22 protein-coding genes are annotated in these 20,666 nt (G+C 33.5%); 3 read left to right on the top strand and 19 right to left on the bottom strand.

Annotated features, from left to right (window positions below):
• Positions 1-10: 10 nt before the first annotated feature.
• Positions 11-475 carry an Hsp20/alpha crystallin family protein gene (locus AC3ASS_RS00435; RefSeq protein ID WP_488281521.1) on the top strand — a complete coding sequence of 155 codons (465 nt, stop codon included), beginning with the start codon at positions 11-13 and terminating at the stop codon, positions 473-475.
• Positions 476-563: 88 nt separating this feature from the next.
• On the opposite strand, the gene AC3ASS_RS00430 is transcribed toward AC3ASS_RS00435, so the two are convergent.
• The 4 genes from AC3ASS_RS00430 to AC3ASS_RS00415 all read right to left on the bottom strand — a co-directional run bounded on the left by AC3ASS_RS00430 (position 564) and on the right by AC3ASS_RS00415 (position 3,052).
• Positions 564-959 carry a YppG family protein gene (locus tag AC3ASS_RS00430; protein ID WP_488281520.1) on the bottom strand — a complete coding sequence of 132 codons (396 nt, stop codon included), beginning with the start codon at positions 957-959 and terminating at the stop codon, positions 564-566.
• Between the two features lie 75 nt (positions 960-1,034).
• Positions 1,035-1,400 (bottom strand): YppE family protein, encoded by a 366-nt coding sequence (locus AC3ASS_RS00425; protein ID WP_488281519.1) that lies wholly within the window; start codon positions 1,398-1,400, stop codon positions 1,035-1,037.
• Between the two features lie 67 nt (positions 1,401-1,467).
• Complete coding sequence (locus tag AC3ASS_RS00420) at positions 1,468-1,671, bottom strand: hypothetical protein (protein ID WP_488281518.1); 204 nt, start codon at positions 1,669-1,671, stop codon at positions 1,468-1,470.
• 418 nt (positions 1,672-2,089) lie between these two features.
• The gene (locus AC3ASS_RS00415) at positions 2,090-3,052 is read right to left on the bottom strand and encodes a DUF2515 family protein (RefSeq protein WP_488281517.1); all 963 of its coding nucleotides are present in this window, start codon (positions 3,050-3,052) and stop codon (positions 2,090-2,092) included.
• 49 nt (positions 3,053-3,101) lie between these two features.
• Between AC3ASS_RS00415 and recU the strand changes: the two genes are divergently transcribed.
• Both recU and AC3ASS_RS00405 read left to right on the top strand, forming a co-directional pair.
• Entirely contained in the window at positions 3,102-3,716 is a 615-nt protein-coding gene (gene recU, locus AC3ASS_RS00410; RefSeq protein ID WP_488281516.1) for a Holliday junction resolvase RecU, read from the top strand.
• A gap of 76 nt (positions 3,717-3,792) precedes the next feature.
• Positions 3,793-6,312: a PBP1A family penicillin-binding protein gene (locus AC3ASS_RS00405; protein ID WP_488281515.1), complete on the top strand. Its 2,520-nt coding sequence runs from the start codon at positions 3,793-3,795 to the stop codon at positions 6,310-6,312.
• A gap of 32 nt (positions 6,313-6,344) precedes the next feature.
• Here the strand turns inward: AC3ASS_RS00405 and AC3ASS_RS00400 are convergent, their stop codons facing one another.
• From AC3ASS_RS00400 to AC3ASS_RS00330, 15 genes are all read right to left on the bottom strand, one after another.
• Positions 6,345-6,806, bottom strand: coding sequence for a YpoC family protein (locus tag AC3ASS_RS00400; protein ID WP_488281514.1), 462 nt, complete (start codon positions 6,804-6,806; stop codon positions 6,345-6,347).
• A 2-nt stretch (positions 6,807-6,808) separates the two neighbouring features.
• The gene (gene nth / locus AC3ASS_RS00395; RefSeq protein ID WP_488281513.1) at positions 6,809-7,456 is read right to left on the bottom strand and encodes an endonuclease III; all 648 of its coding nucleotides are present in this window, start codon (positions 7,454-7,456) and stop codon (positions 6,809-6,811) included.
• An 11-nt stretch (positions 7,457-7,467) separates the two neighbouring features.
• Positions 7,468-8,157, bottom strand: a complete 690-nt coding sequence (locus tag AC3ASS_RS00390) for a DnaD domain-containing protein (RefSeq protein WP_488281512.1) — start codon at positions 8,155-8,157, stop codon at positions 7,468-7,470.
• Between the two features lie 211 nt (positions 8,158-8,368).
• Positions 8,369-9,661 carry an asparagine--tRNA ligase gene (asnS, locus tag AC3ASS_RS00385; RefSeq protein WP_488281511.1) on the bottom strand — a complete coding sequence of 431 codons (1,293 nt, stop codon included), beginning with the start codon at positions 9,659-9,661 and terminating at the stop codon, positions 8,369-8,371.
• 77 nt (positions 9,662-9,738) lie between these two features.
• Entirely contained in the window at positions 9,739-10,923 is a 1,185-nt protein-coding gene (locus AC3ASS_RS00380; RefSeq protein ID WP_488281510.1) for a pyridoxal phosphate-dependent aminotransferase, read from the bottom strand.
• Positions 10,924-10,942: 19 nt separating this feature from the next.
• The gene (locus tag AC3ASS_RS00375; protein WP_488281509.1) at positions 10,943-11,440 is read right to left on the bottom strand and encodes a cell wall elongation regulator TseB-like domain-containing protein; all 498 of its coding nucleotides are present in this window, start codon (positions 11,438-11,440) and stop codon (positions 10,943-10,945) included.
• A gap of 18 nt (positions 11,441-11,458) precedes the next feature.
• Entirely contained in the window at positions 11,459-11,629 is a 171-nt protein-coding gene (locus tag AC3ASS_RS00370) for a YpmA family protein (protein WP_488281508.1), read from the bottom strand.
• A 216-nt stretch (positions 11,630-11,845) separates the two neighbouring features.
• Entirely contained in the window at positions 11,846-14,635 is a 2,790-nt protein-coding gene (gene dinG / locus AC3ASS_RS00365) for an ATP-dependent DNA helicase DinG (RefSeq protein ID WP_488281507.1), read from the bottom strand.
• A 175-nt stretch (positions 14,636-14,810) separates the two neighbouring features.
• The gene (gene panD / locus AC3ASS_RS00360; RefSeq protein ID WP_488281572.1) at positions 14,811-15,194 is read right to left on the bottom strand and encodes an aspartate 1-decarboxylase; all 384 of its coding nucleotides are present in this window, start codon (positions 15,192-15,194) and stop codon (positions 14,811-14,813) included.
• Positions 15,195-15,208: 14 nt separating this feature from the next.
• Positions 15,209-16,054 (bottom strand): pantoate--beta-alanine ligase, encoded by an 846-nt coding sequence (gene panC, locus AC3ASS_RS00355; RefSeq protein WP_488281506.1) that lies wholly within the window; start codon positions 16,052-16,054, stop codon positions 15,209-15,211.
• A complete protein-coding gene (gene panB / locus AC3ASS_RS00350) occupies positions 16,051-16,890 on the bottom strand; it encodes a 3-methyl-2-oxobutanoate hydroxymethyltransferase (protein WP_488281505.1) in 840 nt (279 codons plus the stop codon). The genes panC and panB overlap by 4 nt, the downstream gene beginning before the upstream one ends.
• A 251-nt stretch (positions 16,891-17,141) precedes the next feature.
• Positions 17,142-18,122, bottom strand: a complete 981-nt coding sequence (locus AC3ASS_RS00345) for a biotin--[acetyl-CoA-carboxylase] ligase (protein WP_488281504.1) — start codon at positions 18,120-18,122, stop codon at positions 17,142-17,144.
• Positions 18,119-19,300: a CCA tRNA nucleotidyltransferase gene (locus AC3ASS_RS00340; RefSeq protein ID WP_488281503.1), complete on the bottom strand. Its 1,182-nt coding sequence runs from the start codon at positions 19,298-19,300 to the stop codon at positions 18,119-18,121. The genes AC3ASS_RS00345 and AC3ASS_RS00340 overlap by 4 nt, the downstream gene beginning before the upstream one ends.
• Entirely contained in the window at positions 19,281-20,444 is a 1,164-nt protein-coding gene (gene bshA / locus AC3ASS_RS00335; protein WP_488281502.1) for an N-acetyl-alpha-D-glucosaminyl L-malate synthase BshA, read from the bottom strand. Before bshA ends, AC3ASS_RS00340 begins: the two co-directional genes overlap by 20 nt.
• A partial coding sequence (locus AC3ASS_RS00330; RefSeq protein ID WP_488281501.1) for a PIG-L deacetylase family protein occupies positions 20,441-20,666 on the bottom strand: 226 nt, incomplete at its 5' end. The genes bshA and AC3ASS_RS00330, both read right to left, overlap by 4 nt.

Here is a 20,666-nt window from a genome sequence, read left to right as displayed (position 1 = left end):
GATGGTAAAAATGCATGAACAAGAAAAAGAAAAAAAGCGGCAATTATTTCCTATGAAGAATCCGCTTGAATCGATAGATGGTTTTTTTTGGGATAAGCCATTAAAAAATTTTATTTATCAAATGGATGAGTTTTTTAGAGCTCCAATGTTTTCTCGAACCTTTCGCGTTCGAATGGATGAAACTGAAGATGAATACTTGATATACGCAGAATTACCAGGTATTCATAAAAAACAAATTACCATTGATATCTTTCAAAATACGATTACCATAATGGTCAATCATTCCGAAATACAAGAGGAAAAGAACACGAATAAAAACTATTATGGCAAGATGACAACGTATGAAAATATGAGCCGTACCATTTCGTTACCTTTCGTCATCAATGAGAAAAAGGTAAAAGCTCATTTTGAAAATGGATTATTAACCATCACGATTCCGAAAGAGAAAGGAAAGAGAATTTCGATTGAAGGTTAATCACAGTTTCATAAAAACAAACATATATAAAGCAAGTGGAATTTTCCCATTACCACTTGCTTTACTCATTTAATTCTTTGATTATATCTTATTTAAAGAGGGATCCTAATCCTTTTACGACAGAACTAATTTGTGAGAAAACATTCACCATTTGTCCAGTCGTTTGGATCAATTTATTTAAATCAATGGTTCCGTCTTTATTTTTAAATGAATTCATAATCATATGAAACGGTGAAGGTGGTTGAAAAGGCATTGGCCATTGTTGTTGAAAATAATTCATATATGGATTAGAAAAAAACGTTGGATTTATACTTGGTGGGATAAAATTTTTCCAATCAATCGCATTCTGCCATCCATGTACATAAGGAATTGGATACGGCATCATCGAATATGGAAGATTCATTGGATCAAACATCGAGTTTCTCCAAAAATCATCGTGGAATGGTTCATATATATATCCTATAAAATCGTTTGAAGAGTACATAAAATTAGCCCTCCTCATATCCAATCACTCTTGTCATTATATGTGTACATAACTGGACTGGTGATAAAAGGAAGGCTATTGGTGAATATTTTCTTTTAAATGAGAGAGAACTAAATCAACGGTAAATAAAGCGGATTGATGGGTGCTTTTAAAACGCTTATAACTTGTTTGATAATAAAACGATTGAACAACCAATTCATTGATTTGTTCAACAACATTTTCAATTTGAGGAGGATGAATGTTACGAGGACGGTTTTTCTGAACCCATAAAAAGACCTTTTCCTTCCATTCCCCCGTCAATTGAAAAACTTCATCTCCTAAAGGCTTTACTTCCGTATAAAAATCGTAAACTTTTTTAGTTTTCCGGCAATCTTCATATCTACTAAGTGATGTCAATAAAGTTTCTTTTAATTGTTCGGTTAATGTAACTAACTCTGTCATGTTTCCCCTACTCCAACAAATTTCTATCCTTAATATTTATCACAACGATAATTAATTTTCCACTTTTTTAACTGATTTTCGATAACTTTGTAATATGACTTAGTTGTGATTGAACGAATTTTTCCATTTCAGAAATTTTATTCAGTTGCTCTTCTCTCATCTTTTTGGCTTCTTCGTTGATTGTTTTTGATAACGCCAGTTCTAATTCTTTCAATTGTTGATCTAACTGATTTAATTTATTTAATAATTCTTTATTGCCAATCATGGTCATCATCCTTCCCCCCTTTAAGACTATTTTTCATAATCTTTTATTCTTTATGACCTTCTTAGCTCCTTCTTGTATGACAAAACTAGAAGAAGTTCGATAAAGAAAGTTCAAATCAGACATATTCCGAGGAATTTGTATGAAAATTTCATTCTTGAACAAAATACCACTAGGAGGTGTCCAAATGGCTAAAAAGAAAAAACAAAAAAATAAAGGTGCTGATAAAGAAAACCGTGCATTTACACAAGCTTCCGAAGGAAATCCAAAATTAGAAGGTCCAAATCGTCCATCTACGTAAAAAAGAAATAATGGTGAATTCTCTTTAGATGATAGATATAAAATCATTTATTGTTAACCATCATGCAAATACACTGTCATCATTTTCCTCTTTATTGGAAAATGGTGATGTTTTTTTATTTATGCCTCATTTCAAATCTAACCATTGATGAAGTAAAATTAACATTTGAATTTGCATTTCTTTCTTTTGATGCCACTTCGTTAAATCAATCGTCCCTTTTAATTTTGGAGGGTCATACCATTTATCCTTAATTTTTCGTATTTTTGACCAATCCGTGACAATTCCTCGATGATGTGAAACAATTGGATATGTGAAACGTAAATATGGTGTGTCCCTTTTTTTACGAACAAGACTGTATTGCTCATAATCATATCTTGAGCCTGTATGAGTCGTCATCTTTGAAAAATAAATAAATTCTTCATGTAAAGAGTCAAGGAACAAAATATAAGAAAGTCTCTTTCCAAGTTCAATTCTGCTTGTAACATCTTGAAAATCGTAAACGCTAGCTCCGTATAATTTACCAGTTACCGTTGGAAATAAGCAATAACTGAAATGAAACCAGTCTTGTAATTTAAATGGAAGTGATCGAAATACTTTATCTTTAAAAACATGGTGAAGAATGACGGGATCTTGGATAACATTTTGTTCATTAATGATGAGAGAATATAATAATCGCTCTTGATCTCGGTATTTCCAAAAATAGTTCCATTCATTTTGCATAAACAAAGAAACTTGGAATTTTGCTAATAAATGAAACATTGGTCGTTGGAATTTCGTCGAATAATGATAGAGTAATAGTTGTGGATAAGCATCTTGGAAAATGAGCCAATTCGCTCTTTCATACACGTGAAACAATAATTGACGATAAGAATATGGTAGAATTTTTGGTATCCACTCATTTTCCAAGTCGCACATATTCCAGCCAGCATTTCTCGAAACCATTGCTGCCAAAAAGGCCCATTTGATTTCAGGATACTCTTGGTAAAACCTTTCATATTTTTCTGTTCTTGATATATTATCTTTATTAGCTTTTTTCGTTAAACGACTAATGTTGTTTATAATTTCATTTTCAAATAATTCAATTGGCATGCGATGATTCTCCTTTAATAGGAGTGTTTTATTTAAAGAGGTGAGAGAAATGGTCATCAAATATCCGAACGGAAAAACATATACGTCCGAAACTTCAATAAAACAGTCAATATCACCATCTATAAAACAATATGGAAATCGAGGAATGACTCTCGAAGAAGATATTAATGCATCTAATGAATATTATTTGTCCCATAATATTGCTGTTATTCATAAAAAACCGACTCCGGTTCAAATCGTACATGTTGACTATCCTAAACGTTCAGCTGCTGTTATAAAAGAAGCTTATTTTAAACAGCGGTCAACGACCGACTATAACGGAGTTTATAAAGGAAGATATATTGATTTTGAAGCAAAAGAAACACAAAATAAAACATCGTTTCCTTTACAAAACTTCCATTCTCATCAATTTGAACATATGGAACGTGTGATTTTAAACGGTGGAATTACATTTGGTATTTTTCGATTTTCTCAAACAGAAGAAGTATTTTTATTAGAAGGGAAATACTTGATTGAATTTTGGAATCGAATGAAAAATGGCGGACGGAAATCTATTACAAAAAGCGAATTTATTAAATACGGACACCACATTCCACTTGGCATTCAACCGAGAATTGACTATATTAAAATAATAGATTATATCTATAAAGACTATTTTTGTTAAGATTCATGGTACTTTCAAAAAAGAAAGTCGTGTACTGTTCAAGTATTGAGCAGTTTAGAAAGGAAGGGAATCTGTCATGACAGAACAATATAAATCTAGAACAGAGAAACGATTGGCAAAACAGAAAGCAAAAGGAGAAAAAAATAAAAAACCGAAACGTAAAAAGATTTTAATGGGAATTGCCATATTTTTTATCGTTGCATTCATTGGTGGCGTTTCTACCGTTGCTTATATGATTAGTGGTGCACCTGATATTAACGAAGAGGCATTACGAGATCCTTTATCATCAAAAATTTACGATGCCAACGGTGAACTCATCATTGAACTAGGAGCTCAAAAGCGTGATTATGTCGAATATGATGAAATCCCTGAGTTGGTAAAGAATGCAATCCTTGCAACTGAGGATGTCCGCTTTTTTAAACATAACGGGATTGATATTATCCGAATTGGCGGTGCCATTTTAAGCAACGTGAAGGATGGCTTCGGTTCACAAGGAGCTAGTACTCTCACCCAACAAGTGGTGAAAAATTCATTTTTATCTCCTGAAAAAACACTCAAACGAAAAGTACAAGAAGCTTGGTTAGCTTTTCGATTAGAGCAAAAATATAGTAAAGAAGAAATTTTTGAAATGTATGTAAATAAAATCCATATGGGTGGTTCCGTTTACGGTATTAAATCAGCAGCAAAAACATATTTCGGGAAAGAGTTGGATGAATTAGAACTTCATGAGGCAGCTCTTATAGCAGGACTACCTCAATCACCAAATGGTTATCATCCTTTTTATTATCCAGATGCTGCAGAAGAAAGAAGAAATACTGTTTTAAGTCTCATGCATCAACATGGATTTATTACGAAGGAAGAAATGAACGAAGCGAAAAAAATTCCGGTTGAGTCCACACTTGTTAAGGAAGAAGACCGACAAACAGATGAATTCCTATATGATTCATTTATCCAACAAGTCGAACGGGAAGTAAAAAAAATTGGAGACTATAATCTCTACACGGATGGTTTGGAAATTTACACAAGTTTAGATTCGAAAACCCAAGAATATTTATTTGAACTATTAAATTCAAGTGATGCTATTCCTTTTCCAGATGATGAGATGCAAGCTGCTGTTGTCCTAGTAGATACAAAGACAGGAGAAATTCGTGCAATTGCCGGTGGTAGGAAAAGAGATGTCCTTCGTGGAACAGATTTTTCCGTAGAAGCTCGTCAACCTGGTTCAACAATCAAACCAATATTAGATTATGGTCCGGCCATTGAATATTTAAATTGGTCCACTTATCAAATTTTAGAAGATAAGCCTTATAAATATTCTAATGGTACTCCAGTTTATAACTGGAATAGACAATATGCAGGTCCGGTTACGATGAGAGAAGCATTGAGATGGTCCTTGAACATTCCTGCCATTCAAGCGATCCAAGCGGTTGGGTTAGAAAAAGCAAGAGAATTTGCTGTTAAACTCGGAATACCTCTTGAGGAGCAAATTTATGAACCTTATGCAATTGGTGGAATGAGTAAAGGGATTTCTCCACTTGATTTAGCAGGTGCCTATAGCGCATTTGGAAATAATGGAATCTATACGGAACCGCATGCTGTTACAAAAATTGTTTTACAAGATGGTGAAACTGAAATTAAAACAAAACCAGATTCTAAAGTTGTAATGAAAGATTCTACCGCTTATATGATCACCGACATGTTAAAAACGGTTGTAACAAGTGGTACTGGTACAATGGCAAACGTTTCAGGCGTTCCTATTGCAGGGAAAACAGGTACGACCAACTATACCGATGAGGAATATAAAAACTATAATATTAATCCTAATCAAAATGCTGTACCAGATTCATGGTTTGCTGGATATTCGACTAACTATACGGCGGCCATTTGGGCGGGATATAAAGATCGTTCCACACCGGTTATAGGAAGTGCACAAAAAATCCCGCAACAAATTTTTAAACAATTAATGACGTTTGTCCATCAAGGAAAAGAAACCACTGATTTTAAACAACCAAGATCTGTTGTGAAAGTTGGAGTTGAAAAAGGAACAAATCCTCCTAAGTTAGCTAGTGAATTTACACCAAAAAGCGAAATTATTTACGAATTGTTTGTAAAAGGATTTGAACCAAAAGAAATATCCGACAAATATGATAAGTTAGAGGCACCAAGTAATTTAACGGCAAAATACAATAAAAATAAAAATGAAATTACTCTATCATGGAAAAAGCCAAAAACTGATAAAAAGATTTCCTTTGAAGTTTCAGTTATTTTAAATGACGGAAAAGAAACGGTTTTACAAACAACTGATAAAGATGGATTAATTGTGGAAAACATTATCCCTGGTATGAAATATACGTTTAAAGTCGTTGCGATCTTTGAAGAACTTCGAAGTGATGCAGCTAAGACGACAATTGAAATACCATCAGAAGACCAAAACCATCCAAAGCCACCTGGAAAAAATAACGGTAATGGAAATGGTCCTGGAGACAACAACGGCAATGGTAATAACCGTGGAGATGACAATTCCGGTGAAAGTGATAATGAAGATGAAGAGAATGAAGATCAAGAGGATGAAGATGACGGATTTGGTTTTCCATAATAAAAGGTCCAAGCATTTTGCTTGGACCTTTGTTATTGTTTCTTTTTCATAATTAAACTTTTCCGATAAAGCTTTTCCATTTCTAACATTAGTTCTTTCAATTGAATCATTGAATGATATAGATTCGGGTATTTCATAATAAATTTTAATCGTTCGATTGTATTTAAAGGAATCAATGAAAATGAGTTTAATTGTTTCTCCCACTCAAATAGATGAACTGGTTTTTCGTTTGTCCAAAATAATAGCGATAGAAAAAGAGAAATCCCTCTTTTCATATGAGGTGTTGCAGCTTGAACCTCTCGCTTAGAATAAAGAGTTTGTAACTTCGGAAAGACATCTTCCTTCCATTGAAATAGAAGTTTTTCAAATTCTTCTCCGCTTACAACCCAATTTTCCTTTTCCTGTTTATAATAGTCAATTTCTTTAGGAAATAATTTTTGGATTTGTTCTTCACTAAAAAAGTTGGATTGTAATGGTTTAGGAATCCGAGTCATTTCTATCGAACCTTCATTCTTTTCTTACCTTCCCTGCATAAGGAAAGTAGTGGACAATTGGGGCAGTTAGGATTTTGTGCTTTACAGTGATAACGTCCAAAAAATATTAAACGGTGATGTGTAATGGACCATTCTTCTTTCGGAATTTTCCTCATCAACGTTTTTTCTACCTCTAATACACTATCTTTCCAACGGCAAATACCTAGTCGTTTACTAACTCTTTCAACATGAGTGTCAACGGCAATGGCGGGAATTCCGAAAGCTACGGAAACTACAACATTAGCTGTTTTTCGTCCCACACCAGGTAACTTCATCAATTCATCACGATCTTTTGGTACTTCCCCTTTATATTCATCAATTAATATGCGACATAATTTTTGTATATTTTTAGCTTTATTACGATATAATCCAATCGAACGAATATCATTTTTCAATTCTTCTAATGAGACGTTTAAGTAGTCTTCAGGTGTTTTATATTTTTGAAATAAATGTTTTGTTACTTTATTGACTAATGCATCGGTACATTGGGCAGATAGTGCCACCGCTATAACGAGCTCAAATGGATTCGAATGATTTAATTCACAATGAGCATCCGGAAACATTTCTCCAATCTGATCTAAACAATATCGAATTTCTTTTAATGTTAGCATAACGTCACCATCTAACTTTCTAACCAATTATAAAAAGGTACATCATGTACATTTGTTTTTATTTCTGAAACTTTCTCACGCTTTTGATTCATACGAAATTTCTTTCCATAATCTTTCGCTTGTGCTACTGTTTTGATCCCGTTCTTCTTCCATTCAAATAAAATTCGATCTATATATCGAAAGTTTAACTTTCCAGAAATGACTGCTTCTTTTAATGCAGCAACCACAATTTCCGTACTATGTTGATCATCATCCAGCCACATAGCTAATGTTTCGCATTCAAACGGTGACAATGGTCGTCCGAATTCTTTTTCAAAGATAGTATATATGCTTTCATTTTGCATATAAGACGTTTGGAGTTCTTGTTGATTAATATATTGCTGTAACAAGCGTTCCCAAAGAGGATCTAACGAATATCTTTCGCCATAAATTCCTTCTTGATTATAATGTTCAATTTTCATATAACCTCGTTTAATTAATGCGCGCAATAACATTGAACATTGTTCGACATCAATTGTCATTTGTTCTGACAATTCATCTGGGGTTGGAAATTCATTTCCATTTTTTATAAATGAATATACATTTAATAAGAAAAAACATTCTTGATCCGTTAGTCCAATTTTTTTATAAAATTGAAATAAAAAAGAAGGAATAGAAATAATTCCATCTTTCATCCACGCTTGTACTGCATGTTTGATCATCTTCTCCACCTCTAAAATAGTATAACATGATTCCTTGAACATGATAAGAAATTTGTCGAACATACCCTATTCAATTTCGAACATCTAATAGATCAAAATTATTAACTAAACTGGAAAATGTTTTGGCGTCTTTTTAAGAAAATGTTCACAAGTTACAAAATATTTTATTAGAAAAATTACAATGAAAAAAGTTGCCATTGTGGCAACTTTTTTATGGATATAATCGATTTAATAAACGTGGGAATGGAATGGTTTCACGAACATGTTCAGTACCAGTAATCCATGCAACGGTTCTCTCTAATCCTAAACCGAATCCTGAATGAGGAACAGAGCCGTACTTTCTCAAATCTAAATACCACTCATATGCCTCTAAAGGTAATTGATGTTCTTCTATACGTTGTTTTAATAAATCATAGTTATGTATACGTTCAGAACCACCGATGATTTCACCGTAACCTTCCGGTGCAATTAAATCCGCACATAAAACGACATCTTCTCGATCTTTTGCTGGTTGCATATAAAATGGTTTTAAAGAAGTTGGATAGTGCGTAATAAATACTGGTTTATCAAAACTTTCAGCAATAGCTGTTTCATGTGGTGCTCCAAAGTCATCTCCCCACTGAATATCATTAAATCCTTTTTCATGTAATAATTGGATCGCTTCATCATATGTAATTCGCGGGAACGGAGCTTTAATATGTTCCAATTTAGATATATCGCGTCCTAATGTTTTTAACTCTAATGAACAATTTTTCAAAACAGATTGAACGATATAAGATACGTATTCTTCTTGAACTTTAAGGTTGTCCTCAAATTCATAGAAAGCCATCTCAGGTTCAATCATCCAAAACTCGATTAAATGTCTTCTTGTTTTTGATTTTTCCGCTCTAAACGTTGGACCGAAGGAAAACACTTTTCCTAACGCCATTGCCGCAGCTTCCATATATAACTGACCACTTTGGGAAAGATAAGCATCTTCATCAAAATATTTCGTATGGAATAATTCTGTTGTTCCTTCCGGTGCACTTCCAGTCAAAATCGGCGGATCCACTTTCACAAAACCTTGGTTGTTAAAAAATTCATAAGTAGAACGAATAATTTCATTTCGTACTTTCATAATGGCATGTTGTCTTTTTGAACGAAGCCATAAATGGCGATGATCCATTAAAAATTCAACACCGTGTTCTTTCGGAGTAATCGGATAATCCGTAGATTGGTGAATAATTTCCAAGTTTTTCACTTGTAATTCATAGCCAAAAGGAGAACGTTCGTCAATTGTAACGGTTCCAGTAACATAGAGCGAAGATTCTTGTGTAACAGTTTTTGCTATTTGAAAAACTTCTTCACTAACTTCTGCTTTTACAACTACCCCTTGAATAAAACCTGTTCCATCACGGAGTTGTAAAAAGGCAATTTTTCCACTAGAACGTTTATTCGCGAGCCAAGCTCCAATTGTAACTTCTTTTCCTACAAAGTTTTTTACTTCTGCAATGGTAGTTTTCACGTATAATTCCCTCCAACTATCTATAACTTACATCATTATACCTATCATTTCTTTAATAACGCAATATAAGCCTTATCTTACTTATCCATTTTATTTACGACAAATTGATGAATTCGATCGACTGCTTCTTCAAGTAATTCCAGTGAAGTGGCATATGATAGTCGTATATTATCAGGAGAGCCAAAGCCAGAACCCGGAATCACTGCAACTAGCGCCTCTTTTAATAATGCTTTCGCAAATTCATCCACGTTGTTGTATCCGCAAGATAATGCTGCATTTTTCGCATTTGGAAATAAGTAAAACGCTCCTTGTGGTTTAACACAAGAAAATCCAGGAATTTGAATGATTCGATCATAAATGATCGACAATCGTTTTTCAAAAGCTTGACGCATTTCTTCAATCGGTTGCTGATCCCCTTCATACGCTGCAATGGTCCCATATTGAGATGCGGTCGTTGGATTGGATGTACTATGGCTAGCTATGTCCGTCATCGCTTTGATAACTGTAGCATTACCAGCAGCATAACCAATTCTCCATCCAGTCATCGAATGTGATTTTGATACCCCGTTAATAATAATCGTTTGATTTTTTAATTCATCAGAAATTTGTGCAATAGAAATATGCGAGTGATGATTATAAACTAATTTTTCATAAATTTCATCAGAAACAATAATAATGTTATGTTCTAAACATAACTTTCCTAGCATCTCAAGCTCTTCTTTTGTATAAATGACACCAGTCGGATTGCTTGGAGTATTGATGATGATTGCCTTTGTTTTTTCTGAAATAGCTTCTTTTAATTGGTCTAAAGTAATTTTAAATTGATTTTCTTCTTTACCTTCTACAACCACTGGTGTTCCACCAGCTAATTTTACTTGTTCAGGGTAACTTACCCAATAAGGAGAAGGAATAATGACCTCGTCACCTTCATCTAAAATTGCTTGAAAAAGTGTATATAATGCATGTTTTGCACCGTTTGTGACAATAATTTCATTAGGTGCATATTCAATTCCTTGATCTGTCTTAAATTTATTGATAATCGCTTGTTTTAATTCCGGTAAGCCTCCTGTTGCGGTATATTTTGTTTTCCCATCAATCATGGATTGATAGGCAGCTTTAATAATATGTTCCGGAGTATTAAAATCAGGTTCACCGGCTCCTAATCCGATAACGTTTAATCCTTTTGCTTTCATCTCTTTAGCTTTAGCAGTAATTTCTAATGTTGTGGATGGTGAAATTGATTTCGCTCTATTTGATAACACTTTCGTTCCCCCAATCGTATTATAAATTATATTTTCTAAATAACTTTCCTGTATAAAAATCTAAATATAAAAATGTATAGCGGTTTCGTTGATCAATGTATGTTACTTCCCAAATTGGAGATGTTTCATACATACCTAATTTAACATGAATATATTCTTTCGGAACATCTTGACTACTTAAACCATCAATTAAATTTTGGTTTAATGCGTCCATGATTTCTTCTTCCGTTTTTCCTTTTTGAGCTAGCTCTGTATATAATTGCTTTGTTTCTTCGTTAATCCAAACGATAACTTTTTCACCTTTATGATTCGTTCCCTTTACAACGAAATAGGAATCAATGTAATGAAACCAGTCTACTTTATCAATATTTACAACATTACTCTGTTCCTTTGCCAATTGTATAAATTCTTCTTCTTTTTCTACTATCGGACGAGTAGCATTAGAGTAAATGATGCCGACAGCAATTATACATATTAAGGATATTGAAATTAATCCAATAATGATCCATTTTTTCATATTTATCACACTTCTTCTTTATGTACGATATATAGTAAAAACGGCTTTCGTATTATCATTAGCATCCAATGCTAAGCCAAACATTAAATTTTGGTATTTTAATGTTCGGTTTAAAATATCAACGATTTTATATAAGTCATCATGATAATTTATCGTTACAGATGAAAGTACTTCAATTTTGCTTTCCATTATGTGTCCCCCTAAAAATCGTGTAAATATTGTTATCATACGAACCAGTAAAAAGGAAACAATAAATATTCAATTTAAAGACCCTCTTTCATTATACCAATGATAAGAGGAATGAAAATGATTGAATTTTAATTTTTCTAGTCCACACAAAATGGCTGCAATATGCAGCTTTTTTATGGAAGACTCACATTGCTTACCTAATCAAGAAATTCTTTTTTATCCAAACCATTTTTCGATTTCATAACATACTTCATCAATATTTTTCACATGAAGTTGTTTCACTGGAATTGATTGAATAAACTTTTTTCCATATCTGTTTGTTAATATTCGTTTATCAAATACGATAAAACATCCTTTATCATGATCAGTTCGAATGATTCGTCCAAATCCTTGCTTAAAACGCAAAATAGCTTCTGGCAATGAATATTCATAAAAAGGATTTTTTCCTTGCCTTCTTATCGCTTGAGATCTCGCTTCATTTACAGGTTCTTGAGGAGAAGAAAACGGTAAACGTACAATAATTAAGGCACTTAACGCTTCTCCTGGTATATCCATACCTTCCCAAAAAGAACCGGTTCCAAATAATACAGCTTTGTTAAACTGTTGAAAATGTTTCATTAACCGATGTTGGCTTCCACCTGAGATCCCTTGAGCAAGTAATACATAATCCTCTAAAAGCTGGCTGTCTTTAATTAAAAAATACGTTTTCTTCATCATTTCATAAGAAGTAAACAAGATGACAAGCCGACCTTTTGTAGCTTCAGTAATGGAAGTAATATGAGATGAAATCGCTTCTGAATAGTCATCCATATCTACTTCTGTAACATCAGGTAGATCATTTAGGATAAATACTTTTGTTTGATTCTCATAATCAAATGGAGACGGATATTGTTTTTCAGAAGCATTTACCTTTAATAAACCGATCTGTTCTTTAAAAAAGCGAAAATCATGATTCACTGTCATAGTCGCAGAAGTAAAGATAATGGATTTTTTCTTTGAAAACAAATAATTATATAAAGCTTGTCCAGGAAAAAGGTAATGACTATTTAATGATGTTTGGTTTAATGTTGAACGGACGTCTGTTTCAATCGAATGAATTCTCTGAGTAGAATTTAATTGAATAAAATCTTTCAAAGCATCTCCTAGTCCGATAAAATCATGAACATATAAAAACCATTCATCAACGATAACTTTTTCAAAATCTTTTAATTGAGAATATAGCTCTTCTAAAAGATCATTCCATTCATCAAATGTCTCACTTACTCTTTTCCAACAATCATAAACTCGTTCACAACTATATAAAATGGAAGAATTTGTTTTGTTATATTCTTTTAAGTACATGCTTAATTTACCCGCTTGTGTTTCTGTACAACTGTACTTTTGCACAATATTTGAACATATTCTAAATAGTTCATCCGCTTCTTCTGCAAATTGTAATAATTGCTTGTCGGAAATGTCCTCTTCTTGAATGGAAGTTGAATGTTTTAAAAGTATTCGTTTAATTTTAGATAGTAAATAATCACTGTCTAATGTACCAAAACGACTTATTAAAAAACGAATATGATTATATTCGAAACGATGACCGAAAAAGTTGGTTCCAGCATTTTCAAAATGATGCGCCTCGTCAATAATTAAATAATCGTATGGAGGTAATAACTGTTCACGGTTTACCGTGTCCGCTAATAAAAAATGGTGGTTCGTGATAATGATATTGGCATTTTTCGCTTTTTCTTTTGCACGATAATAAAATTCCATTGATTTCCATGGATTGATGGTTTGGTTGATATCGATTTCACTGCATACCTTTCGCCAAAAAGTTTTCCCACCGGAAGATAAGTTTAGCTCATCAACATCACCAGTCAGTGTTTCTGTTAGCCAAACAAGTATTTGCATTTTCGTAATCGTTTCATCATAATGTTCATTTTTCTCAAATAAAAGTTTTTCAAATTTCCATAAACTTAAATAATTTTGTCTTCCTTTCAGCATCGCCACCACAATGGTGAAAGGAATCATCTTTAATAGTCTTGGTATTTCATTTTCCATTATTTGATGCTGGAGTTGAATCGTTGAAACTGATATAACTACTTTTTTTCTCTCTATTTCACTAAAATATGCCGCAGGGATTAAATAACCGATAGTTTTTCCAAGACCTGCTCCCGCTTCAATGAAAGAGATCTTCTCATTAACGAGAGAATTCCACACTTCATTCATCATTTCCAACTGGTTATGTCGTTCCTCATAATGAGTAAACCCTTTTTTTAATATATCTCTTTTTTCCTCATGATTAAATGGATATTTCAAAGAATGTTCAATATTTGGATTGATTATTCCATCTTCTACATCTTTACGAATAATTAAGTTTCTTTTTTTAACAAGATTTGGATTTAATCGATCATAAGGATTTTTTTGTTGTAACACTTGTTGGAGTAATAATGATAAATCACTTTTCAACCCTTTAGATAATTTCTCTAAATTTTGGATCGTTTCAAAAGGAAGTTGATTCATTTTTTTCAATAAATTTAAAAATAATTGGGCTGTCACTTTTGCATCACTATCAGCCCGATGAGGTCTTGAATGATTAAATCCTACACTAAAAGCAATGTCTGATAGTTTATAACTATCTAACGTTGGCATCAATATTTTAGTTAATTCTACTGTATCAATGACTGGCCCTGAAAACTTCTTTCTTCCACAAGCTTCTAACTCCGCTTGAAGAAATGCTAAGTCAAAATAAACATTATGTGCCACGAAACAGCTATCTCTCAAAAGTGATTCGACTTCATCTGCAATCTCGTAAAATTGTGGAGACGAACGAACCATATCATCCGTAATATTCGTTAATTCTGAAATGAAAGTTGGAATTTCCACATTTGGATTGAGAAATGTATGGAAAGAACGGACTATATTCCCGTTTTCAATCACAACAGCTGCAAATTGTATTATGCGGTCACCTTTTTTCGGTGAATTCCCCGTAGTTTCTAAATCGACAACAACAAATTTATTCATATATACACCTCTAATGAAGACAAAAAAAACGAAATTTTCCCTTATTAGTTTAAACAAGATGAATAAAAATAACGATGTAAATGGGATAAGAAAGATTTATTCTCATTTTATCATAAAAATAGTATAGCACTTCGATTCCATAAAAAAACTCCTCATGCATAGAGGAGAATCTTTTTTATAAAATCGTATGAGCTGGCTCTGATGTAAGAAGTTGCGATATTCGATTATTTTCATCCATAATAGCAACTTTTGGACGATGTTCATGTATTTTATCTTCTGGTACAAGAGCGTAAGAAATGATTATGACAATATCACCAGGTTGAACAAGTCGAGCTGCAGCACCATTTAAACAAATGACACCTGATCCTCTTTCCCCCGGAATAATATATGTTTCTAGTCGTGCACCATTATTGTTATTCACAATTTGTACTTTTTCGTTTTCAACCATTCCTACAGCATCTAAAATATCTTGATCTATTGTAATACTACCAACGTAGTTTAGATTCGCTTCGGTTACTCGAGCACGGTGGATTTTGGCATTCATCATTGTACGAAACATCATCTTTCCCTCCCTTATACCGTAAATGTCATGTTATCGATGAGTCTCGCTTTAGAAAATTTAACCGCAATAGCAAGTATAACATGTCCGTTCAATTCTGTTAATGGTGTTAATTGGGGATAAGAGTAAATTTCAACATAATCAATAGTTCCTGATGTATGCTGTTCAATATGACGACGTACAGCATCAACAACGGTATTAGGATTCCTTTCTCCTTCTTCTATAAGTTTTTTACCTAATTGAAGCGCTTTGTATAGTTGTGGTGCTTCTTTTCTTTCTTTTTCTGTTAAGTAAACATTTCTAGAACTTTTTGCTAAACCATCATGTTCACGTACGGTTTCCACACGGACTAATTCAATTGGAAAATTGAAATCTTGTATTAAGCCTTCGACAATCGCCACTTGTTGAGCATCTTTCATTCCAAAATATGCTTTATTTGGCATAACGAGGTGAAATAATTTAGTTAAAACTGTTACTACCCCATCAAAATGTCCTACTCTTGATTTACCACATAATACATCTGTTCTTCTTAAAGCTACCGCTTGAACCGTCAATTCATTTGGATACATTTCTTTGGAAGATGGATAGAAAATGATATCTACACCGTTTTCCTTAGCCATTTTTTCGTCTCGTTCAAAATCTCTCGGATAAGACTCAAAATCTTCATTTGGGCCAAACTGCAGAGGGTTTACAAATATGCTTAAAACGACAATGTCATTTTCATTTCTAGCATTTTTTACTAGCGACATATGTCCTTCGTGTAAATATCCCATAGTAGGTACAAATCCAATCGTTTTTCCTTCCAATTTTAATTTTTGGGATGTTTGTTGCATTTCTTGTAAGTTACGAATGATTTTCATTCAGCTGTTCCTCCGTATAAACCTTTTAATTCTTCTTCTTTCATCGTGAATGAATGTTTTGTTTCAGGAAATGTTTGCTCTTTTACTTCCTTGACATATCGACTAATACCTTGTCTAATTTCCTCTTGAACATTTGCAAACGGTTTCACAAACTTCGGTAACCGTTCAACACCATATCCGATTAAATCATGATAAACTAACACTTGACCATCAGCATCAGGACCTGCACCAATCCCGATCACTGGAATTGTCAATTTTTTTGCAATTTCTTTAGTTAACTGATAAGGAATACATTCTAATACTAGTGCAAATGCGCCCATTTGTTCACACATGATTGCATCTTCCATCAATTGCAAGGCCTCTTCTTTTTTCTTACCTTGCACTTTATATCCACCTAAGACACCTACGGACTGTGGCAATAAACCTAAGTGTGCCATAACAGGAATACCTGCTTGAACTAAAGCTTCAATTTTCTTTAAGACGTCCCCACTTCCTTCTACTTTTACAGCATGGGCTCCGCCTTCTTGGACTAATTTTGCCCCATTTTTTAATGTTTCATCTATGGAAAGATGGTAGGTCATAAACGGCATATCTGTCACAATAAATGTATTTGGTGCACCGCGTTTAACTGCTTTTGTATGATGAATCATATCATCCAATGTTACAGGAATTGTTGAATCATATCCTAATACAACATTCCCTAATGAATCTCCAACTAATATTAAGTCTACCTCTGATTGTTCTGCCAATTTAGCAGATGGATAATCGTACGCGGTGATCATTGCAATTTTTTCACCGGATTTTTTCATCTTTAAAAAATCAACCGTCGTTTTCATCTAACTCCTCCTCTTTCATTTTATAGAGGAGATGAAACAAATGAAATGGATAAATGGGGTACTATTAAAAAAGATTCCCTGTTAGAGGGAATCTTAAATCTCCATTGTTTCATCCCTCTGTCCCGGTCCATATTTGGATACAGGCAGAAATTCGCTTCAATGATGAAATTGATATTAACATCATGGTGCAGTTCTTTGACAGATACCGCCCTTTCGATAAAAATTATAACAGTAGATTTCTACATTGACTACTATTGTTCATTAGAAAATTCAATATCAGCTGAATAAATATAGCGGATTGTTCCGTTTTGTTCTCTTAACATTAAAACCCCATCATCGGTTATTCCTTCCGCGACTCCGTAAAATTCCTTATTTATCGTTCTAGCAACGATTGATTTACCAATAGAATTTGAATAGCTCTCCCATAAAATTTTAATTGGCTTAAAGCCTTGTTGTAAATATAAATGATATAATTTTTCAAAAGCTAAGCAATATTGTTGAATATACTCTGCACGATTCATTTCTTTATTCGTTTCGATTGCAATGGAAGTCGCCTTATTTCTTAACTCATTAGGAAAGTTTTTTTCATTAACATTAACACCTGTTCCAATAAATATATTTTGAATTCGGTCGCTATCGGCTTCCATTTCTGTTAAAATTCCACAAACTTTTTTACCGTTCAATAAAATATCATTTGGCCATTTTATAGTTGGTAACAATCCAGAAATTGCTTCTACCGCTTGAACGACTGCAACAGCTGTCAATAACGTCAATTGAGGAGCTTGTTGGATGGGGATGTTCGGTTTAATGACTAAGGTCATCCATACTCCAGTTCCTTTAGGAGAATACCAGTGACGATCCAGCCTTCCCCTTCCTAATGTTTGTTCTTCAGCAATTACAATCGTCCCTTCTTCTACAGTTGGCGCAAGTTCTTGGGCTATTTTTTGTGTTGAAGGAATCGAATCGTACATAAATATACTTCTTCCAATTTTTTCTGTTTCTAAGCCAAGTAGTATCTCTTCTTCTGTCAAAACGCTTGGTGTGTGTATTAAGCGGTATCCTTTTTTTTGCACCGCTTCTAGTTTAAATCCTTCCTTGCGCAAATCATCTATATGTTTCCAAACGGCTGTTCTCGAACAGCCAATGGCTTTCGCTAATACTTGACCCGAAACATATCCACCATTTGCTTTTTGAAAGGCATCGATTAATTTCTTTCGTATTTCAGATTTCATGAATAAAGCCACTTCCTTATTTGCTCCTTCTCGTTTTGAACAATCCCGTTAATGACGGCTTCTTCAATTAATTCCAATCGTTGTTTCACCCAAGGTCCGCTTTTTTTATTTTCCCATTGAATAAGGTCGTTCCCATTTACTGATAATTCACTTCTATGTTTAATAGGAAGAGAATGATAGATGGAAGTTATTTTATTCAATTCGTTTGTTGGATCTTTTTGTTCGAATATCGAAAAAATATGTTCAGCCATTAATGCAATAGAAAGTCCTGTTTGATAAAGAGTTTTTTTCGACCATCGTTCTTTTTTCCGCATTTCATACGCCTTACAAATGCTTTTGATTTTCTTGATTTTTTTTCCTGGCATTCTCCACATTTTCAAGAATGGAGGAATGTTAGACACTTCCATCACAATCATTAAAATAGCCCACATTTCCTCTAAGTTAAGATCCTCAATATTCATCTCCGAAATGGAATATAATGATGCCTTTTTATCTTTTAATCCTGGTAACCATTGATATAAATCGGATTCTGCGATTAATTTCAACGCTTTTTTTCTGCTTTTTCCTTGTAATAACTTTTCAAACTCAACCAAAATTCTTTCAACAGAAATATGTTGAAGCAAATGTTGATTTTGACATATACTTTCGTACGTTTTCTCGTCCAATTGAAAATCTAATTGACTAACGAAGCGAATGGCACGCATCATTCTTAGAGCGTCTTCACGAAAGCGTTCTTCAGGCAATCCGACGGTTTTAATTATTTTATTTTTAATCGCATCTTGTCCATGAAATGGGTCAATGATTTCCCCATTTTTTGTCATTGCTATCGCATTCATTGTGAAATCTCTTCTTTTTAAATCTTCTAATAAGGAACGAACAAATTGTACCTCTTTCGGTTTTCGATAATTTTCATATTCGGATTCCGTACGAAAAGTGGTAACTTCATAACTTTCATGTTCATAAACGATAAGAACGGTACCATGTTCAATTCCTACATCCACTGTTTTCGGAAAAATTGATTGAATTTCATTAGGTAGTGCACTTGTTGCAATATCTACATCATCAATTTCTTTCCCTAATAAAAAATCACGAACAGCACCACCAACAAAATATGCTTCAAAGCCTGCCTGTTCAATTTTTTCTAAAATGGGAACTGCCTTAAGAAAAGGTTTGTTCATGAAGGTTTCCTTCCTTTTCTAATAATTGAAAATAGATTCGTTCATATTGTTGAACAATTTTTGCTGAATAAAAATGTTCTATTACATGATGAATTCCATTCATAGAAAATTGATGACGCAATTCTTCATTTGTTAAAAGAGATAATGCCTTTGCTGCTATTTGCTCGATATTTCCAAGGTCACAAATAAAACCTGTATAATTGTCTACAATTACTTCAGGGATCCCGCCGACATTCGTACCGATACATGGTACTCCACATGCCATTGCTTCAAGCGCCACTAAACCAAAACTCTCTTTTTCTGATAATAAAAGCATTAAATCACTAACAGAATAGATTTCTTCTAAATTATCTTGTTTTCCTAGGAAGATGACATGTTCCTCAAGTTGTAAGTCTTGAACTAATTGCGTTACGGTTCTCATTTCCGGACCGTCCCCGACTAATAATAATTTGGAAGGAACATGTTGATGGATTTCATGAAACACACGAATGACATCTGGAACTCTTTTAACAGCACGAAAATTAGAAACATGAATCACGACTTTTTCATGTTCTTCAATATGAAAGTCTTGTTTGATCTTTTTCCGATGGTGTTTAAAATACACACGTTCATCGATAAAATTATAAACCGTTTCAATTTTTTTCTTTGGTTGAATTAAATCATATGTTTGTTGAACTAATGCATTTGAAACAGCTGTTACATAATCGGAATGTTCAATTCCAAAGCGAATCGCATCTGTTAATGAAGGATCTTGCCCAAGAACAGTAATATCCGTTCCATGTAAGGTTGTCACAAGTTTAAATTCATTTTCTCCTACCATTTGTTTAGCTAAAATTCCGCAAATCGCATGCGGTATTGCATAATGGACATGTAATATATGTAACTGTTCCCGCTGTGCAACTTCAGCAATTTTACTTGCTAGGGCAATATCATAAGGAGGGTATTGAAAAACGGAATATTGATTAACCTCCACTTGATGAAAAAAGATATTCGGATACATTTTCCTTAGACGAAAAGGGATACCTGATGTAATAAAATGAATTTCATGCCCTTTTTCCGCTAACATTTTTCCTAATTCCGTGGCGATAACTCCTGAACCACCGACTGTTGGGTAACAAGTAATGCCAATTTTTAATTTTTTCATGATTCAACAATCCATTCTGCTTTTATCTTTAAAGGTCGACGAGTCAGAAAACCTTCTCCATATTCCACGCCTATTTCTTTACCAAATAAACGTTCTCTTGCCTCAACGGCTTCAATATAGCCGTTAACAAGTGGTGTATCAATCGAATGATCTTGCTTTATAAATTGACTTTGATAACACTGTAAAGCTTGAATCTTCTTATCGATTGTTTCACTTATGTCG

The sequence above is a fragment of the Bacillus sp. JST-5 genome (assembly GCF_057747715.1).
Note: the sequence above shows the minus strand (reverse complement) of the source record. Positions and strands in the feature narration are given on the sequence as shown.

Bases quoted from the DNA above. Each gene is read 5' to 3' on its own strand.
- dinG (WP_488281507.1), bottom strand. From the start codon at position 14,635: ATGAATAAATTTGTTGTTGTCGATTTAGAAACTACGGGGAATTCACCG.
- AC3ASS_RS00340 (WP_488281503.1), bottom strand. From the start codon at position 19,300: ATGAACAAACCTTTTCTTAAGGCAGTTCCCATTTTAGAAAAAATTGAA.
- bshA (WP_488281502.1), bottom strand. From the start codon at position 20,444: ATGAAAAAATTAAAAATTGGCATTACTTGTTACCCAACAGTCGGTGGT.
- AC3ASS_RS00435 (WP_488281521.1), top strand. From the start codon at position 11: ATGCATGAACAAGAAAAAGAAAAAAAGCGGCAATTATTTCCTATGAAG.
- recU (WP_488281516.1), top strand. From the start codon at position 3,102: ATGGTCATCAAATATCCGAACGGAAAAACATATACGTCCGAAACTTCA.
- panC (WP_488281506.1), bottom strand. From the start codon at position 16,054: ATGAAAATCATTCGTAACTTACAAGAAATGCAACAAACATCCCAAAAA.
- panB (WP_488281505.1), bottom strand. From the start codon at position 16,890: ATGAAAACGACGGTTGATTTTTTAAAGATGAAAAAATCCGGTGAAAAA.
- AC3ASS_RS00400 (WP_488281514.1), bottom strand. From the start codon at position 6,806: ATGACTCGGATTCCTAAACCATTACAATCCAACTTTTTTAGTGAAGAA.
- AC3ASS_RS00370 (WP_488281508.1), bottom strand. From the start codon at position 11,629: ATGGAAAGCAAAATTGAAGTACTTTCATCTGTAACGATAAATTATCAT.
- AC3ASS_RS00405 (WP_488281515.1), top strand. From the start codon at position 3,793: ATGACAGAACAATATAAATCTAGAACAGAGAAACGATTGGCAAAACAG.
- AC3ASS_RS00415 (WP_488281517.1), bottom strand. From the start codon at position 3,052: ATGCCAATTGAATTATTTGAAAATGAAATTATAAACAACATTAGTCGT.
- AC3ASS_RS00375 (WP_488281509.1), bottom strand. From the start codon at position 11,440: ATGAAAAAATGGATCATTATTGGATTAATTTCAATATCCTTAATATGT.
- nth (WP_488281513.1), bottom strand. From the start codon at position 7,456: ATGCTAACATTAAAAGAAATTCGATATTGTTTAGATCAGATTGGAGAA.
- AC3ASS_RS00425 (WP_488281519.1), bottom strand. From the start codon at position 1,400: ATGACAGAGTTAGTTACATTAACCGAACAATTAAAAGAAACTTTATTG.
- AC3ASS_RS00345 (WP_488281504.1), bottom strand. From the start codon at position 18,122: ATGAAATCTGAAATACGAAAGAAATTAATCGATGCCTTTCAAAAAGCA.
- AC3ASS_RS00420 (WP_488281518.1), bottom strand. From the start codon at position 1,671: ATGACCATGATTGGCAATAAAGAATTATTAAATAAATTAAATCAGTTA.
- AC3ASS_RS00430 (WP_488281520.1), bottom strand. From the start codon at position 959: ATGTACTCTTCAAACGATTTTATAGGATATATATATGAACCATTCCAC.
- panD (WP_488281572.1), bottom strand. From the start codon at position 15,194: ATGTTTCGTACAATGATGAATGCCAAAATCCACCGTGCTCGAGTAACC.
- AC3ASS_RS00390 (WP_488281512.1), bottom strand. From the start codon at position 8,157: ATGATCAAACATGCAGTACAAGCGTGGATGAAAGATGGAATTATTTCT.